Raw genomic sequence first — 19,362 nt, forward strand, 5'->3', positions numbered from 1 at the left:
ACTGATTAAAAAGTCTTGTAAATTTATAAGTTACAAGACTTTTTTCATAACAATAGGAGCAATATGAAAGCAAAGCAATTTAAAAATCATAAGGATATTTCGAGTGAATATACCTGAGATTTAGATGATATTCTTAGTGGTAGTAGCATTGAAAAACTAATTTCAGAGTATAAAAAGGTATATAAAAGCAGAATTTTAAATAAAGATAGCAAATACGATAGCATCGAATCTTATTTAGCTGATGTGATGTTATCGGAGCAACAAACCAAATTAGCATTTAAAATTGATAATTATATTTCAAATAATTTAAATACCGATTTAGTTAATGCGAAATTTAAACAATTAGAATCAGAATTTCAATTTTTATCACACACACTCAATACCGAGTTTGGTTCTGAATCAAATCGTTTTTATGCTAATATGGAAAAAATGAAGGTATGAAAAGAAGATCCTCGCTTAGCATCGTATCGTCGCAGTATTTGTGATCAAATCCAAGAATATGAGCATAAATTAGATGATAAAGTTGAAGAATACTTAGTTAATTCAGCATTCGGACAACCAAATCCACATAATATCTTTAGTATTCTTTCAAATAGTGAATTATATTATGGCACAGTTAAAACTAAAAAAGGTAAGAAAATTAAACTTAATCCCACTATTTATCAAAAACTTCTTAAATCCGATGATGCTAATGTGCGTAAGCAAGCATATTTAAATTATTGAAAAGCATTTACTAACCACAAAGATACATTTGCCGAATTATTATTCCAACATTTCAAAGCATTGACTACCGAAGCAAAATTACGTAAATATGATTCTACTGTAGCAATGCTAACAGCTTCAGATAAGGTATCAAATCAAATCTTGATGAAACTTTTTAAAAAAGTTGCTTTAAGTAAAACAATATTAAAAAAATATAAGCAATGAAGTGATAAGTTCTATTATCTTAAATTTCATAGCAAACGTCAAAAATGAGATTACTCTCGCGATTTAGTTAATGTGAAAACTTCTTATACAGTTTCCGAAATGAATGAACTTGCTAAAGCAGCATTAAAACCTTTTGGAGATGAGTATTATCAGCAAGTTTGCAAAGCAATCGATGAGCGATGAGTTGATTATATGAGCACCGATACCAAACGAGGTGGTGCTTATAGCATCGGTGGAACCTATGGAATTGACAAAAAATACATTTTAATGAACTTCGAAGGGACACTGCGTAGTGTTGAAACACTTGTACATGAGTTAGGACATTCAATGCATTCGTATTTTTCAGATACTCGGCAAAACTTACCTAATTCAATGTATCCCATCTTCTTAGCTGAAATAGCCTCAATATACAATGAATTTATGTTAGCAGATTATATGTTAACTAATTCAAAAAACGACAAATTAAAATTTCAAATTCTCGATTCAATGATCGCAGGATTTGTCGGTACTGTTTTAAAGCAAACCAATTGAGCTAACTACGAATATGATCTTTACCAAGCGATTTCACAAGGGAAAGTATCTGGTAGTTATGATTCAATTAGTAAGCTCTATTATGTAAATAATTTAAAATACACTCTAACTAAGCAACCATATTCAGTTGCTAATACCATCCAATCTATTTATGTCCCACATTATTACTATGGATTTTATGTATATAAATATGCTATAGGACATCTAGTTGCTACCTACTTTTTTAGACAATATAAAAAGTCAGGTAAAGTTGCTTTAGATAACTACATAAACAACTTTTTATCAGCAGGTGGTAGTGATTATCCAATTGAGATTTTAAAAAAAGTGGGTGTAGATTTAATGAATGATAACTTTTATGATGATGGATTGCAATTTCTTTCAGAAATAGTAGACCAATGAATTAATTTAGGTAAGAAAATTTTTAAAGTAGACAAAAAAGGAAAATAATATGAAAAAAAAGAAATTTTTATGATTAGGATTGTCAGCAAGTTCTCTGGTATTACCAGTTGCTGTTGCTTGTGGTGGTGGTTCGACCACATCAGTAGGTAATCAAGAAATAACCCCAGGCAATGAAACCGGTTTACCGAAACCACCTGCAGATGATAAATATAACACAGCTTTTGCATATCCTAGCAAGCAAATTGATACACAAAAATATCAATCGACTGATACTTTATTAGGAATTATTAATCCACCTGCAAAAACAATTAATCTTGATGGGAAAACCTCTTTTTCACAACAAGCATCAAGCGGATTATATACAGTTAAATACGATTCTACCCATTCTGATTCAAGAAATTTTTACGACCTTTCATTTACCACAGGTGGATTAACCGAATCTACATATGATTCAGAAATTCCAAGATTAGTTGAATTAAACTTTTATGGTCGTCCAGAAGTCACAGAAACTAGTGTGCAAGATACAAACACATTAGAAACAATTAAGACTCGCACAATTCATAAACCATCGGTTTCTAGATATTCATTAGAATTAGCAGATGCAGTTATTTTGACAGTGAAACAAGATGATGGAACAACAAAAGATATGGTTTTTGATCAAGATGATGCTCCATTACTACCAAAACCCGATAAACCAGATGGTAGTTATTCATTGAGTTTAGTTGAATTGCAAAGTGATAATCCTAGATCAATTAACTCCGATACATTTAGACATGCTTTAAAGAAAGCAACTAAGATGTCATTTAGAATCCGAAAAAATCAAAAATGAATTAATTCTAAAGGTGAAGTAACAAAATATCCAATTAAAGCAGAAGATTTTTGAATGGGAGTATTACGTACCTATGCTGGACAGGATTCACTATTTCGTTTAAATAATGGAGGAACCGAAGAAATTGAAAAATTAGCACGTGAAAAATATGTTGTAAATGGAGATTTATACTTTAGAGCTCAAGGAAACAGTTGAACTAATAAATACTTATATGAACTTTATAACATTGATGTAAATAAAATTTTAGATAAAACACAATCAGTACATGTTGAAGGAACAGGTGATGACCAACGTGAATTCTTTGTTTTACAAGAATTAGATCCAAAAAAAGAATCTAAATTTGATTTAGCATATGATAAGTTTTTCTTTAACAATTATGATTTAATTCCTGCTCCATCACAATATATCGAAGAAACTGTAGCAAGTAAACAACTACCAAACTTCTATAAAAGTGGTGATATAAGTGATTCAGATAAAACAGACATCAAAAACAAAATCAACAATTTACAAGATGGTTTAGCTAAAGAATCTGGGATATACTGATATGGAATGTCAATGGATTCGGCTTTATACGCTGGTAAATATTACTATGCTGGTTATGATGGAACCTCGCTAACTGATACTTTTAAGTTAAATCCAAACTATTGAAATCAAAAGTTTGTTAATAATCCAAGACGTGTAAAACTTTTTCAAAATACCTACACTACAACTCCATTAGGAGATGGTTTTGCAAAATTTAATTATGAGCAATTTAAAGCAGGTTTAACAGCAAGTGCAAATTATAGTAATTTAAAGGCATACCACGAAGAAATTTCAGCAAACCCTGTGCAATGAGGTTTAAGAGATGTTCAATCTAGAAATACAAGTCATTCAAATAATGGATTTACACCTACATGAATTCCGCAAAATCAACAAGAATCAACAACTGCTTCATTTATGAATGATGCATATACAAAATTAGTTTATGGAGCTTCATTGACTGATATCAAAGCCGGAACTGCAACTAATACATTAAAAGCAGCTACCACAGGTTTAGGAGCAGAATTTATGAATATTCTAACTGCTTCAATCAACTGAGCATATGTTGCTCAAGAGTTATTAACACCTAATCTTACAATTCCATGAATTTCAGGATTTGCACAAGATGTAACCATCCGTAATAACGACTCAGATACATCATTGCAATATAATACATTACGTCCATATTGAGACCAATTATCAACTGTGTTTGTAGTAGATTCAAAAACTGGACAAAAGGTTAATCTTGGTGAAAAAATCGGAACCGAATTATCACCATCTGAAAATTCGATAGTTGGTAAAACTGCTGATGATCAATTTAGTTCAAGTGCATTAGATATATTGAAAACAAAGATGAAAGAAGTATTGGATGAATTTTATAAACAACATCCCGATCTTGATAAAGTAGAGGATACAAAGAAAGTAAGATTCACAGTTCGTGCTCGATTTACAAATATTAATTCAGTTCATGAAAATGTTTATAAAGGAATGCAAAAAGTTCTTAATAGTTTATATCCTAATCGTTTTGAAGTTAAATTTGAAAAAAATAATAATAGAAAAGACTTTGATGAATTTTTTAATTTTGGATCAACTCCATACACAGTAACTGGTTGAGGATATGATTATAATTTAGTCGGATCAGGTTTTGATGGATATATGTTTCAAGGTAACTTAATTCAATTATTTACTTGAATTAACACTGATGCAGATTATAAAGCTAAACTTCAAGTAAATTATCCAAACCTTGTTAAAGCAGCTGAATACTGAAAGAAATTTATTGAGGATTCTAAAAATAATGTTAAATTCTCAATTCCACTTGAAAAATTAATTAAGTTGGGAAATAAATACACAAGTGATATTTCTACTTATTTAAATCAATATCAACTTAAAACAGTTGACGGAAAAGAAAAATTAGTTCCTTTAAGCAAAGAAGATGAGGCAAAATACTTACCACCTCTTACAATTTCAGCAAACTTCTGATTATGATTAAATACATCAGATGAAACAAAAGATGTATTTAATAAAAAAGCATTATTAAATATGGTTGCTGAATTCCGTAATTTAACAGGAATGAATATGACTATAACAACTGGAACATTAAAAGATTCGTTTGTAAAAGGATTGAGCAATCCAAACTTTATTATACCTGCAACACTTGATAATGCTACTAACTATGGTTCATACGAAGTTGCAACCAAATAATATCCAGACAATTAACGCAAGTTAATTGTCTTTGCATTATTAAATAAGGAGATAAATGACTAAGTACATTTTACAACGGATAGGATTTGCATTATTGACATTGATTATCATCATCTTTGTTGTATATACACTTACAGCACAGTTTGCTGACAATCCATTTGTACAAACTGCAAATTCAAAAAACGGTGCTGAAGGTCAAGGTCAGGTAGCATTACAGAATATATCTAGACAAAGTTTTGAAAAAAGTATTGATTATCATTTTCTACCAAGTGATTGACGTGGAAAGTATGACCAATATCAAAATGTTTGAAAAACCTATAAACTTAATCCAATAATTCGTTTTGGTTATTGGGTAAATGATTTATTTACTAATAAAGCGAATCCATTTGGTTTACCATTTGATGATAAATTATTTGCAAGTTTAGGGGTAAATAGCATCCCACAATTATTCTTTTCGCGCTTAAAATACTCAATTATTATCACTTTACCAGCATTTGTTATTAGTGCATTTTTAGGGATATTGTTTGGAATTTTTGCTGGTTATAAACGTGGTACATGAGTTGATGCAGTGGTAAATTTCTTTTCATTAATTTTTATTGCATTACCTTCATTTATAGTAGCACCAATTTTAATTACTATTTTAGCCTCATCTGGTGTTTCACCAACTGTTGCGATACCTGGAACAGCAGAAGCGGCAGCACAGACTCAAAGTCAAGTTGTTATTTCGTGATTACCACCAATTGTGATTATTGTTTTAGGTTCATTATCAGGTTATATCAGTTACACTCGAAATCAAGTTATTACTGTGCTAACATCAAATTATGTTTTAATAGCAAAATCAAAAGGACTAAGTAGAGTTGAAATATTCTTTAAATATGTATTACGTAATATTTCAATTCCACTTGCTGCAATTATCATTCCATCATATATTGGATTGTTAACAGGTGGAATAGTAATCGAAAGATATTGAAAAGTTCCTGGGACATCACAAATTATTGCTAACGCATTTCCGAATGGTGAAATTAATATTATTATGTTTAATACCTTCTTTTTCACATTACTCGGGGTATTTACATCCGTTTTAGTTGATGTTTCATATACCATTTTAGATCCACGCATTAAATATGGAACAAAAGGTTCTAACTTATGAAAACTGTTCTTAGTTACCAGAAAAAGAAACGAAGAATTTGCTAGAATGAAAGCGAAAGGAATATAGATGACTGCAAAAGAATTTAATAAAAAATATAAATTATCTTTTAATGGTATACAAACTCCTTTTGCACTAGCAAATAACCAAAAAACATTTTCTAATATAGCTGGGAAACCAAAAAAATTACTTTTAGAAATTCTCAAAAGATTCTTTAAAAGTTGACCATCCGTATTATTTTTAATTGTCTTTATAATCGTGCTTTTAATTTCGATTATTGTAACTATTAGTTCTAAATATTCAGCAAATGAATCGATTTCAGACACAATTAGTTTAAATTTAATTGCAGATCAACAAGGTAAAACTATTTTTGGGCCTCCTTCAATAAAATCTTTACCAGCTTCGTATCAACCTTATATAACACTAAAAAGTGCTGGTTTTGAACAAGATATTCCGAAATACAAAGCAGCTTTTCACGAAAATTATGGAGGCTTTTTTGATAAGTTTTTAGATATTTCAAAAGATGCCACTGCTGCTTCAGTTTTAAAAACAAGAGAATATACAGTGCAAAGCATTAATGGACCGACAAAGCAATCTGAAATATTAATTGATATGTATCGTTGATACCGAGTATACAGTGCATATTTGATTTTTGATAAATCAAATATTGCACAAAATTTAAGTCAAAATGAATATCAAGTTTTATATAATCAAGCACTTGAATTGAATCCACAAACAAAATTAGATACTTTTTTAGGAACAACCGCAAAAGGTATCGATATTTGAACTCGATCATGAGTTGGAACTTGAAAAGCACTACGTTTAGCATTTATCGTAGCATCAATTCAAACTATTATTGGTGTTATTATAGGAGCATATTTAGGATTCCATGTTGGTTCTAAAATAGATACTATCATGATGCGTTTTATTGATATTTTTTCAGCACCACCAACTCTTATTTGGTTATTAATTGCAGTTACCTTATTCGGTACATCTGATTTAGCCTTAGGAATTGCATTGGTTGTGGTTGGGTGAGTTGGATCAGTAGGGGGAACTCGTTTATTTATAATCACTGTTAAAGATTCTGAGTTTATAACTGCATCCAAATCAGTAGGTGCTTCAAAAATTCGTTTGATTTATAAACATGCATTACCAGGAATAATTGGTAAAATTGCTACTAATTATGTAACTCAAATTCCATCAATTATTCTTTCAGTTTCATCACTTGCTTTCTTAGGATTTTTTAGTAGTGACACTGATGTAAACTTAGGAGAAATAATCTTTTCAGCATCATCTGAAGCAGCACAAAACTTTTGATCATTATTACTACCTGCCTTAATTTTACTTTCAATTTCAGTATCATTATACTTTATCGCATTAGGTGTTCATGATGCTCTTGATCCAAAAGTAATCAAAACTAAATAGGAGATTTTATGCAAGAAAAATTATTAGTTGTCAAAGATCTTAAAGTTAGTTTTAAAACCGGTTATAACAAATTCATCAGCATAGTGCGAGGAGTTGATATTACTATCAACCGTGGAGAAATAGTTGGTTTAGTCGGTGAATCAGGATCTGGTAAGTCAGTTACATCAAAAGCATTTTTAAATATTAATGATAATTCAGTTGTTTCTGCTGAAATTATGCAAATTAATGGAATTAGCTTAATTGATTCAAAAAAAGAAAGTTACTGACAAAAGATTCGTGGACACAAAATTGGTTACATCCCACAGGACCCACTTACATCATTAAATCCAACCCGTAAGGTAGGAAAACAACTTTTAGATGCTTTAAATAAAAATCCAGAATGAAAAAGTAAGCCATATAGTGAAAAAAGAAAATACTTAGTAGGTTTACTTGATAAATTTGGAATCCGTAATTGTGAAAGTGTCTTTGATATGTATCCACATACTTTGTCGGGTGGGATGAAGCAAAGAGTTGTAATTACGATGGTGGTGGCATTAAAGCCAAGCTTAATAATCGCAGATGAACCAACAACAGCACTTGATCCAACAGTGCAAGCATCGGTATTAGCATTATTTGATGAAATCCGTAGTTCAATGAATATTGCTATTATCTTAATTAGTCATAATATTTCAGTTGTAGCTAAATTTTGTGATTATATTTATGTTATGTATGCTGGAAAAATAGTTGAAAAAGGAAGCAAAAAAGATATTTTTACCGATCCAAAACATCCATATACATGAGCGTTGATTTCTGCGATCCCAGAAAACAAAGAAGATCGCTTATATTCAATTAAAGGAACACCGCCTGATATGAATAATTTACCACTTGGCGATGCTTTTGCTCCGAGAAATGATTATGCATTAGAAATTGATTTTATTAAAGAACCTCCATTATTTGAAGTTTCTTCCACCCATGCAGCTGCAACATGATTGCTGCATCCTGATGCACCCAAAGTTTCATTAAGTCCCGAATTAACATCACGATTAAAAAGCTTTAAAGAGGTATTTAAAGATGAGTAAAATACTTGAAGTTACAAATTTAAAAAAGTTCTTTATTAATAAAAATCATATTAATAAAGCAGTTGATGATGTTAGTTTTGATGTTTCTGAAGGTGAAATCCTTGGTTTAATTGGTGAATCTGGTTCTGGTAAAACAACCGTAGGACGTTCATTGCTTCGTTTATATGATGATTATAACGGTTTTGTTCGAATTAATGGTAAATTAGTATCAGGGAAGCGAATCTCGCGTAAAACAAATCGCTTTATGCGTAAAAATATTCAAATGATTTTCCAAGACCCTATGGCTTCATTAAATGGACAAAATAATATCTTTAGTATTCTAAAAGAACCCTTAGTGGTAAACCGTGTTATAAAAAATAAAATTTCTGATATTAAAAAGGATTGAGAATCGGTTCAATACAACTTTCATTATTCTTTTTTAGAAGAAGCGCTGAAATTAAAATTGGAGAATTTAAAAATAGCAAACTCATTAAACCAACCATTTTATAATAAATGAAGTGAATATTTTAATAATTTCAACTTAGATGCAGTTGAAGGAAGTTTTGAAGATAAATTTAATGCATATTTTGCATATTTAGAAGAAAAAAGTAAAAATAACTCACTGATTATTGATAGTTTATACAAGAACACTGAAAAATTAATTAGTTTATATGATCAGAAGAAACAGCAATTTCGAAATGAACAAATTGATTTAGATGAGGTTGAACTAAAACAAGCAAGGGCTGAATATAAAAAACAAAAACAACTGCTTTGACACACATATGAGTATTTTGAATCTAAACAAAATACTTTTAATGCTGCTAGCGAACTAAAAAAATCTTTATTTTCTTGAAGAGAAAAGTATTTGGATTCAAAAAACTCATTAAATAACTTTATTTCAGAGTTAAAAAATGAATCAAAATTACTTTTTAATGAAGCATATGGAAGTCCATATATTGATTATTTTGCTTATAAGGTAAAAATATATCATCTAAATAATCATATTAAAAAGATATTTATAAAGCATAAATCTAAACTTAGATACTTAGATTTTGACGAGTTGCAACAGTTAATTAATCATTTGCAAGACAAATCAAGTGAGTTTTTTAAACATCAACTTAATGCCAATCCATTTGATTTTAATAAACTTTCTGAATTTTCAAAAACTATTAAAAATATTGTGGTTTCAAATTTCAACTTTGATTTATCGGATTATTTAAAGCAATCTAAATATATCCAGGATCAATATCGAAGCGATGCTAAAAGTAAGTGAAAAACCTTTGTAAAAAGCTTAAAAACAACCATTAAAGGATTTTTTGTTAAACCAAAAATAAATAAAGATGCTTTTAACCAAGCAAAACAAAGATTGCAACAAACACAAGAAAACTTCGATAAAGAACTTCAAACTTATATGGATTCATATAAATTAAGAGTTTTAGAACTTAAAAAGCAAGTTCAAGAGCAAGAAGATATTAGTAAATCATTTATTGCTATTGATAAAGGATTGATAGGTAAATTCAACCAAATCCATAAACAATTTTTATCATACTTTAAAGCAAATTATATTGATAAAACTAAACAGCAACTTATTAACAAAAAAGATGATTTGCATTTACATAATAAACTTAAAGCAACATTAAAGCAATATAAAGTTGATTATAAAGTTTTTATTTCAAATGTATATGATAAGTTAAATGGAATTAAATCTTTTGAAATTGAAAGTAGGTATTTAAATAAAGACTTAAAAGCTATTTATTTATTTTTAGGTATATCCAATTATGATATTTTCCTGCAAAATAAATTTTATAAAAAAACAATTAATTTCATCACTAAATTTTGACGGATTCATAAGATATCAAGTCTTTTAACACGTAATACCATATACAAAAGTTTAGAAGATGTTGGTTTGTTAAAACAATTTGCCTATCGTTATCCACATGAATTTTCAGGTGGTCAACGTCAAAGAATTGTGATAGCTCGTGCTTTAATCACTGAACCAAAAATCATTGTTGCTGATGAACCAATTGCTTCTTTGGATATCTCGATTCAAGCACAAATTGTTAACTTGCTTATGGATTTATGTAAACAAAAGAACATTGGAATGATTTTTATTGCACACGATTTATCAATGATTGAATATATTGCAGATCGGGTATTAATAATGCATTTAGGTAAAATTGTTGAATCAGGGCATACTAATGCAATTTATCAAAACCCAATTCATCCATATACAATTAATTTATTTAAAGCAATTCCTAAAATTTCAAATGCAAATGAGAAATTTAAGGATGTAAAATTTGAACTTTCATATATGGATGAGCAAAAATATCCAAATCTACCTAAAAATCAAGATATTAGCGAAAATGAGCAAACTCATTATGTTTATGCAACAGATGAGCAAATCCGAAAATGAAGCAAATAATGTGAGCAAAATTTACTAATTTAATTAAATCACAGTTTAAAAGCAAACGATTTTATTACATTTTATTAGCATACTTTCTTATCTTCTGGCTTATTTTTGCTATTTCAGCAGGAATAAACCATAAAAAAGATGTAAATTGAATTATTAATGCTTTTACTGCTTCTGCCTTAATAACATTAGCATTTGTATTACTTATTTTAGTGTTTAAATGAGGATTTATGGAACGAACATTTGAAAGATTTCGTGAAAATAAGTCTATTTCATCGCGATATAAAGAAGAAAAAAAGATGTTAAGAATGACTCATGCTGAAAAAGTTGCATACTTAGAGCAAAAAAAACAAAAACAGCAACCCAAAATCAAAAAATCTAATTTTCCGTTTTATTTTAACTTAATAATTTATTTTATTGCAAGTTTAATAGTTGTAATCATCGCTTATGTATAAAACACACTCAGTTGTGTTTTTATTTTTAAAAAAATGCAAAAACATATTAAAAAAATGATTTTTTTACACTTTTTATTATTATTTTGTTTATAATATATGTATATATTTAAAAATAAAGGAGAAATATGAAACACTATGATGTAGTAGTATTAGGTGCTGGACCTGGTGGGTACACTTTGGCTGGTATTCTATCAAGCAACGGGCTTAAAGTAGCCTTAGTTGAAAAAGAAGATTTAGGTGGAACCTGTGTTAACAAAGGTTGCATCTCTACTAAAACTTTAATTAAGTCAGCAAAAGTTTTAGACACAATCCAAAATTCTGAAAAATATGGAGTTTTCAACAAATACCTTGGATATAGTTTCCAAGTAATGCAAAACCGTCGTAAAGCAAACAAAGAACTTTTGAACGGTGCTATTAGCAACTTTTTAGCAGGTGCTCATGTTGATGTATTCAAAGGAATGGGTACTGTTGTAGATGAACACAGTTTAACAGTTAATGAAGAAACATTACACTTTGATAAATTAGTTGTAGCAACTGGTTCATCAAATCGTGCATTAAGCATCGAAGGTGCCATGGAAGCATATGAATCAGGATACTTAATCGATTCTGAACAAGCAATGAAATTAGATGCTGCACCAAAAACACTAGTAATTATTGGAGCAGGACCTATTGCATTAGAATTTGCTTATTTTTATAGCACATTAGGAACTAAAGTTACTATTTTATGTAACACTAAATTCTTAGCACATCTTGATCCACATGCTGCTAAAGCAGTTCGTGCTACTTTAGAAGCAAAAGGTGTTGTAATTGTTGATGAAATGAACTTAGAATCAGTTTCTAATGGATTTGTAAGTTATCAATGAAGAGAGCAAAAACACTCATTGGCTTCACAAAAAACATTAGTAGCAATTGGTAGAGTAGCAAACCTATCTGGTCTAGATGCACTTAAATTAAAACTAAATGCTCGTGGATTTGTTGAAGTAAACGAATCGATGAAAACTAGTTTAGATCACGTTTATGCTTTAGGTGATGTAACTGGATTATTTATGCTTTCTACTGTTGCTTACAAAACAGCAGATGTGATTGCTAAAGATATTTTAGGATTACAACCTGAAAAATTAAACTTAAACAATGTTCCATGAGCAATTTATTTAAACCCTGAATTAGCCGGTGTTGGTAAAACAGCTGCTCAATTAGAAAAAGATGGGGTTGAATTTAATGAAGTAATGGTTCCTGGTATGGCATTACCAAGAATGCATGCTGATGGTTTAGCAAATGAATTGGCTTTCGTTAAATTCTTTGTTTCTAAATCAACCGGAGAAATTCTAGGAAGTTTTATGTTCTTAGAAGGTGGACATATTTTAATCAACCAAGTCGCATTTGCAATGCAACAAAAAGTTACCTTTAAACAACTACAAGAATCTATTTACACACACCCAACTATTGCTGAAGCACTTTATTATTCATCACGTACTGTGGCTTTAAAGAAAAATGCTTAAGTTCAAGCAACAAGTTCTTAAACATCGTGACGTAATAGAGAAATGTTATATTGTAATTAACATAGTAGTGTTGGTATATGTTTCACTTTATAATTTTGATTATAAAGTGTGAGCATGACAAAACCCGAACCGTTCGGTTGCAATTATCAATGTTTTAGTTTCATTTTCTGGTATCTTTGGTATTTTAGCTAATTATTTCTTTTCAAAGCATTATAAAATTGCTTATTTACTGAGTTTGATAAATATTATTTTCTTTATATGCTTTGCTTTCTATAACTATTTAATTATCGATGGGTTAATTAATTTATTCATATATATACCAATTTTAATTTTTAACTTCCATAAAACATATATTCGTAAAAAGATTGTCTTTGAATACTTTGTTTCGGGTGTTCACACATGAACTTTCTTTGGAATGATTTTTATTATTTTATCAATTGCTTTTTACTTCTTAAATCCACAAGTTACTTATTTATACAACATCACTTTTGGATTCGATCCTGTGCAAAATGCTTTTGGGACCTTTTATAAATATAAACTTGATGGAAACATACTATTATCAATGATTAATTCACTTTCAGTTGTAGCATTGATGATGCTTTCATTAGGTTTTCGAGAAAACTGATATGTATGAATTGTTAAAAACATCATTTCATTCGTCTTCTTTGGTGGAGTTGGTTTCTTTAGCATCGTTGTAATTTTATTAAATGCAGTGTATATGAATATGTCATTATTCTACTTTTATGTAACTTCAAGAAAACAAGAAGTTAGAGTTAAACTACAAACAGAAGCAAATTCAGTTCTCTCAGCACATATGGCTGCTTCGTTAAAAGAAAACGGATATGTAATCTATGATAAAATTGAAGTTGCTAATAAGCTCTCATATGCAGATGCTAAAAAGTTATTAAAAGAATCAATTTATCAATTTAAACCTACCTATGGAAATATGAAGAATATTATTTTATGAGATATGAAGTCCTTACTTCATACCATCGAATTGCACATTGTGTTGGATAGTAAAATATCTAAGTTAAAATGAGCATTTAGAAAGAAAATTTATCAACTTTCAATTCTCCTTAGACCAAAAATGGATTATACAACTAACATTGAAAAATTACCACATTTATTAACTTCTTTTGATCACAGTTATACATATAACTAGGATTTTATAAAACACATAAACTTTTTATGTGTTTTATTTTTTTGATAAATATAGCAAAAAATAAGCAAATAGTTTATAATTAAAATATGAATATAGCAAAATTAATCAGAAATGTTCCCGACTTTCCAAAACCAGGGATAATGTTTAAAGATATATCACCTTTATTAGCAGACGGAGAGGCTTTAAATTATACAATTTCAAAGATTGCTGATGAGTGCAAAGATGTTGATATCATTGTAGGCCCAGATGCGCGAGGATTCTTATTCGGTACACCCGCTGCTGCTTTTTTAAAAAAACCATTCATAATGGTTCGTAAGCCTAATAAACTACCAGGTGAAGTTATTGCGATGAAATATGATTTGGAATATGGAAGCAATAGTTTAGAATTACAAAAAGGGTTTGTTAAACAAGGCCAAACAGCTGCAATTGTAGATGATGTGCTTGCAACTGGTGGGACTACCAAAGCAATTATTAAGTTATTAGAATCGCAAGGTGTAGAAGTTAAAAAAGTAATTGTTTTATTAGAATTACAAGAATTGTATGGAAGAAAATTATTAGGTGAACATACCGAAGTAGTTTCATTAATTAAGGTATAAAAATCACAAATTAGGCATCTAATTTGTGATATTTTTTTAACTTAACACAAAAGTTTGTGAGTATTCTTTATTGTCGTCATCAATATGGTATTTAAATGTTAATGTGTTGGTATTAGGATCTCAAGTTGAATCGGTGAATTTTTTAGCATCTGATTTTTTTGATGTAATTCTATTTGCATATGACGCATCTGCAAAAGAAAATAATTTATTATCATTTTTATTTCCCATACCTGATATTCCAACATATTCTTTTCCATTGGTTCCATATTTTTGTAAACCAGGAAATTTTTTATTTTTCTTTGGCTTTGTTTTCTTTTCGAGTGCTTTTTGAATTTGTTCTTTGACTTTTTCTTTTGTAACACCATCATATAATTTTAATGGAGCAGTTTTAATAGTGTCTTCACTTTGTTTTGGACTTTCTTCTTCATTTTCATTGTCAACATTTTTTGATTCATTACCATCTACAACTTTTGTATTATCAGATGTTTCTTCACTAGTTAGATTATTTTTTGGTAAAGTTTCAGTTTTTAATTTTGGTTGTTCTTGTGGGTTTTCGGTTCCGTTAAATGGAGTTCCTGTTTGTGTTGAATCACTTGGTTGGTTTTGTTCATGTTGCTGTTCGTGATTTTCGTTTGGATTAGGTTGGTTATTTTGACTTGCTACAACTCTAGGTTGTGATTCAGAAGATTTTAATGTAGGTTCTTCTGAAGGGGTATCTTTCTGATTATTTTCTTTTGTTGGTGTTTTTGCACTTTGATCATTTGTATTATCATTAGATGTTGGTTCCGAGTTTTCTGGTTGATTTTTAGAAGTTTCACTTGATGTTGTTTGTGCATTTGCATTAGGTTTTTCAGCTTTTAATGCTGCTGGAGCAGGAGGTGTTTCATGGACTGTTTCACCTGAACCAGATTGTATATTTTGTTCATTGTTATTTTTTTGTCCAGAATCAGAATTACCTGTGGGTTGAGTAGAGTTTTTTGGTGAATAACTTTCTGTTTTTGGATTTGTTGTATCCGATGAATTAGGTTTTCTTTGTGAAGTTTTTGTAGAATCTGTGGTTTTTGTTTCGTTGTCAGTTTTAGAATTTTCATCATTAGGTGATTCTTCTCTTGAAGAATCTTGATGTTCCGTATTTTGTTGGTTTGTCCCAGTAGAACTAACCCTTTCTTCATTTCTACTTGTTGAGTTTGTTTTTTGATTACCCTTATCAGATGGAGTATTATTTGTTTGTGATGTATTAGGATTTTTTGGATCTTGTTCTTGTGTTGTTATATTAAGTTTGATTTTTTGCTCGTATGTTTTATTTTTACCATCAACTATATATCTAAATGTTAATGTTTTGTCTTCTTCATTTCAAATTGAACTCTCAAATACATTATTGTTATGTTTATTACGTCCCTTCTTTCTAGTTTTCTTAGTTTCAGAGGTTTGTGTTTTTGGGATATCTTTTAATTTTAGTGGATCAAGTCCATCTTTTGTTTTAAAGAGTTTATTATCATCACTTGTACCACCAGTTGCTATTCCAAAAAAGTAAGTGCTATTTTCTGCTTTTCCAGCTTTAGTCTCTTTATATCTTTGTAACCCAGGGAATACATTTTTCTTTGTTGACAATCTTTCTTTAATCTTATTATAAATTTTTTCATCTGTAACATTAGGTAATTTTTCTAATGCATTTTCATATGAAAGAGGTTCAGTATTTTCAGATTTGTTTGTTTTTTTGTCTTCATCTGTTTCAGATGTAATTGGAGTTTTTGGAGGGGTACTACTTCTCGCTCCAGATGTTGGTTTTTGTTCAGAACTTTGAGTTTCTTGTTTTGTTTTATCTAAATCAGGTTTTGGAGCAGATGTTCCATTTTTGTTAGTAGGTTGCCCATTATCTTTTGTAGAAGGTTCTGTTATATTATTTAATTTAATAATTTGTGTGTATTCTGTTTTGCCACCAATTACCATATATTTAAATGTAATTGTCTTAGTAGCAGGATCTCAGGTTGAATTTAGAAATTTGCGATTATCTTTGGTTTCAGGATTACCATCTGATGTAAGTTTAGTAATATCCAATCCATCTCTAACATCAAATAATTGATTATCAGTTCCGTTTCCTCCACCTGCTATACCAATAAAATCAGGATCTTTATATCTTTGTAATCCTTTAAAAGGTTTTTTTAATATCTTATCATAAATCATTTGATCACTTATATTTGGTTTTTTAACTAAAGCATTTGAATAATCTATGTTTGTTTCTGTTTGGTTATTCGGATTTTGTTCGGATGTTTTTTCAACTATATTTGTTAAAGTTATGGTTTGTGAATATTGCATTGTATAACCAATTACCATATATTTAAATGTAATAGTTTTAGTTTTAGGATCTCATGTAGATTTATCGAACACTCTATTGCTTTTAGTTTCCTCTTTTCCATCTGATGTAAGTTTACTAATATCTAATCCATCTCTAACTGAAAATAATTGGTTATCAGTTCCATTACCTCCACCAACTATCCCTATAAAATCAGGATCTTTATATCTTTGTAATCCTTTAAAAGGTTTTTCTAATATTTTATTATAAATTACTTGATCACTTATATTTGGTTTTTTAACTAAAGCATTTGAATAATCTACTTTATCAGGTTTATTTTTTTCATCACTTGGATTAGGATTGTTTTTGATAGGTAGATTTTGAGATTGTGGGTTATTAGGTTTAGGTTTTTCAATAGGATGTGTTGGTGTAGTTTTTGTAACCTGCATTTTTGGAGAATTTAAATCAACTGGTTTTGCTTCTTCTTTTATTTTTGGTGAGCAGCTTACAGCAATAACAATAGGAGTTATAGTTAAAGATGCAATTGATAAGAATAATTTTGATAACTTGTGCTTTTTCATAATTTCCCTTAAATTCCTTATAGAAATATTTTATAATTTATATGTATATAATTAATTATATATATAAAAAGTATGTAATTTTATATAAAATAAATATTTTCATAATTTCCATAAAAAGATATCGTTATTTAACGATTATAGAGTAATAATATCTCATATTGCTTTCTTATATCATATGTTATAAATATAAGAATATATATATAAAAGTATTTCCACATTTTACAAGATAGAAATTAATAAAAATATTTATGTATTAAAATTATAAAAAATCTATAAAAATATTTTGTTTTTTGTTGTTTTTCGCTATAATAATTTAGCAATTTATAGGCACTATAGCCAAATGGCCAAGGCATGGGTCTGCAAAACCTTGAGTGCGGGTTCGAATCCCGTTAGTGCCTCCATAATTAAATGCGCCCGTAGCTCAACTGGACAGAGTGTTAGGTTACGGCCCTAAAGGTTGCGGGTTCGACTCCTGCCGGGCGCGCCATATATTTAATACCATATAAGCCCCGTTTTGGGGTATTTTAATACACTTTTGCATAAATTTGGCTGCATTGTTGGTATTAGTTTTGTAATATATTCAAAACAAAAAAAGTAAACCAGTTTTGATAAAAACATGAAATGAATTTCATATTTTTTCTAAAAAATTCAACAACTTATATAGATAAGAGTATAATACTATCAAATAGTTATTTAAAATAAAGGAGAAATTATTATGAAAATGAAAGCAATTACATTTAATAAAGAAGGAAAAGTACAGTTAGTTGACTTTGACAAACCTAGAGTTATTAAACCTACCGATGCAGTTGTTCGGATTTTGAAAACTACTATTTGTGGAACAGATTTACACATTTTAGGTGGAGATGTTCCTGAAACACAACCTGGTAAAATCTTAGGACACGAAGGAATTGGTATAGTTGAGGAAGCAGGTTCAGCAGTATCTAACTTTAAAGTAGGTGATAAAGTTATTGTTTCATGTATTACATCATGTAATAAATGCTACTACTGTAAACGTGGTCTTCCCGCACACTGTGAAACAGGTGGATGAATTTTAGGACATAATATTAATGGAACACAAGCAGAATTTGTACACATTCCACATGCTGATGGTTCATTATATCATGCACCTAAAACAGTATCTGATGATGCTTTAGTAATGTTATCTGACATCTTCCCTACCTCATTTGAAATCGGGGTACAAAGTTCTCATATTAAACCAGGAGATACTGTTGCAATTATTGGAGCAGGACCAATTGGTTTAGCTGCTTTACTGACAGCACAATTTTACTCACCATCAAAGATTATTATGGTTGATTTATCAGAATCAAGACTAGAATTTGCAAAAAAATTCGGTGCAACACATACTATTAAATCAGGTAATTTAGAAGAAATTAAAGCAAAAGTTTCGGAAATTACTAATGGACGTGGAGTAAATGTGGCAATGGAATGTGTTGGTTATCCAGCAACATTTGATGTAGCACAAAATATTGTTGCTATCGGTGGACACATAGCTAATGTTGGAGTACATGGAAAACCAGTAAGTTTTGAATTAGAAAAACTATGAATTAAGAACATTACTTTTTCAACAGGTTTAGTAAATGCAACAACTACACAAATGCTTTTAGATGTCTTAGAATCAGGAAAAATCGATGCAAGCAAAATGGTAACACACCACTTTAAGCTTTCAGAAATGGAAACTGCATATAACATCTTTAAGCATGCCGGAGACAATAGAGCGCTCAAAGTTATTATTGAAAATGATTTAACTAAATAACAAAATCCAAGGATTATCCTTGGTTTTTGTTTCTAGTCATAAAAAGAAAAAAAGTATAAGTGAGAACTTATACTTTT

The 19,362-nt window shown here is 29.5% G+C and carries 12 protein-coding genes and 2 tRNA genes; 13 read left to right on the plus strand and 1 reads right to left on the minus strand.

The annotated features are described in order from the left end of the window. Positions 1–63: 63 nt before the first annotated feature. The 10 genes from ACXYRQ_RS02095 to ACXYRQ_RS02140 all read left to right on the plus strand — a co-directional run bounded on the left by ACXYRQ_RS02095 (position 64) and on the right by ACXYRQ_RS02140 (position 14,637). Entirely contained in the window at positions 64–1,905 is a 1,842-nt protein-coding gene (locus tag ACXYRQ_RS02095) for a M3 family oligoendopeptidase (protein WP_458614667.1), read from the plus strand. A 1-nt stretch (position 1,906) separates the two neighbouring features. Further along, a complete protein-coding gene (locus tag ACXYRQ_RS02100) occupies positions 1,907–4,906 on the plus strand; it encodes an OppA family ABC transporter substrate-binding lipoprotein (RefSeq protein WP_458614668.1) in 3,000 nt (999 codons plus the stop codon). Positions 4,907–4,961: 55 nt separating this feature from the next. Further along, a complete protein-coding gene (locus tag ACXYRQ_RS02105; protein WP_458614669.1) occupies positions 4,962–6,122 on the plus strand; it encodes an ABC transporter permease in 1,161 nt (386 codons plus the stop codon). Then, positions 6,123–7,478 (plus strand): ABC transporter permease, encoded by a 1,356-nt coding sequence (locus ACXYRQ_RS02110; protein WP_458614670.1) that lies wholly within the window; start codon positions 6,123–6,125, stop codon positions 7,476–7,478. It abuts the gene before it with no gap. A gap of 8 nt (positions 7,479–7,486) precedes the next feature. After that, positions 7,487–8,536 (plus strand): ABC transporter ATP-binding protein, encoded by a 1,050-nt coding sequence (locus ACXYRQ_RS02115; protein WP_458614208.1) that lies wholly within the window; start codon positions 7,487–7,489, stop codon positions 8,534–8,536. Next, on the plus strand, positions 8,529–10,937 hold the full coding sequence (locus tag ACXYRQ_RS02120) for an ATP-binding cassette domain-containing protein (RefSeq protein WP_458614671.1): 2,409 nt from the start codon (positions 8,529–8,531) through the stop codon (positions 10,935–10,937). The genes ACXYRQ_RS02115 and ACXYRQ_RS02120 overlap by 8 nt, the downstream gene beginning before the upstream one ends. Further along, positions 10,925–11,380, plus strand: coding sequence for a hypothetical protein (locus ACXYRQ_RS02125; protein WP_458607650.1), 456 nt, complete (start codon positions 10,925–10,927; stop codon positions 11,378–11,380). The genes ACXYRQ_RS02120 and ACXYRQ_RS02125 overlap by 13 nt, the downstream gene beginning before the upstream one ends. 125 nt (positions 11,381–11,505) lie before the next feature. Continuing rightward, the gene (locus ACXYRQ_RS02130) at positions 11,506–12,879 is read left to right on the plus strand and encodes a dihydrolipoyl dehydrogenase (protein ID WP_458614672.1); all 1,374 of its coding nucleotides are present in this window, start codon (positions 11,506–11,508) and stop codon (positions 12,877–12,879) included. Beyond that, positions 12,872–14,041, plus strand: coding sequence for a nicotinamide mononucleotide transporter (locus tag ACXYRQ_RS02135; RefSeq protein ID WP_458614673.1), 1,170 nt, complete (start codon positions 12,872–12,874; stop codon positions 14,039–14,041). The genes ACXYRQ_RS02130 and ACXYRQ_RS02135 overlap by 8 nt, the downstream gene beginning before the upstream one ends. Before the next feature lie 86 nt (positions 14,042–14,127). After that, positions 14,128–14,637, plus strand: a complete 510-nt coding sequence (locus tag ACXYRQ_RS02140; RefSeq protein ID WP_458607652.1) for an adenine phosphoribosyltransferase — start codon at positions 14,128–14,130, stop codon at positions 14,635–14,637. 36 nt (positions 14,638–14,673) lie between these two features. Here ACXYRQ_RS02140 and ACXYRQ_RS02145 read toward each other — a convergent pair whose 3' ends face one another. Then, complete coding sequence (locus ACXYRQ_RS02145; RefSeq protein ID WP_458614674.1) at positions 14,674–17,511, minus strand: amidase domain-containing protein; 2,838 nt, start codon at positions 17,509–17,511, stop codon at positions 14,674–14,676. Between the two features lie 326 nt (positions 17,512–17,837). On the opposite strand from ACXYRQ_RS02145, the gene ACXYRQ_RS02150 reads away from it, so the two are divergent. From ACXYRQ_RS02150 to ACXYRQ_RS02160, 3 genes are all read left to right on the plus strand, one after another. After that, positions 17,838–17,912 (plus strand) — tRNA-Cys (locus tag ACXYRQ_RS02150). A gap of 9 nt (positions 17,913–17,921) precedes the next feature. After that, a tRNA-Arg gene (locus ACXYRQ_RS02155) sits at positions 17,922–17,998 on the plus strand. Positions 17,999–18,226: 228 nt separating this feature from the next. Further along, entirely contained in the window at positions 18,227–19,285 is a 1,059-nt protein-coding gene (locus ACXYRQ_RS02160; RefSeq protein WP_458614675.1) for a zinc-dependent alcohol dehydrogenase family protein, read from the plus strand. Positions 19,286–19,362: the final 77 nt, after the last annotated feature.

Source organism: Mycoplasma sp. 394 (genome assembly GCF_054353895.1).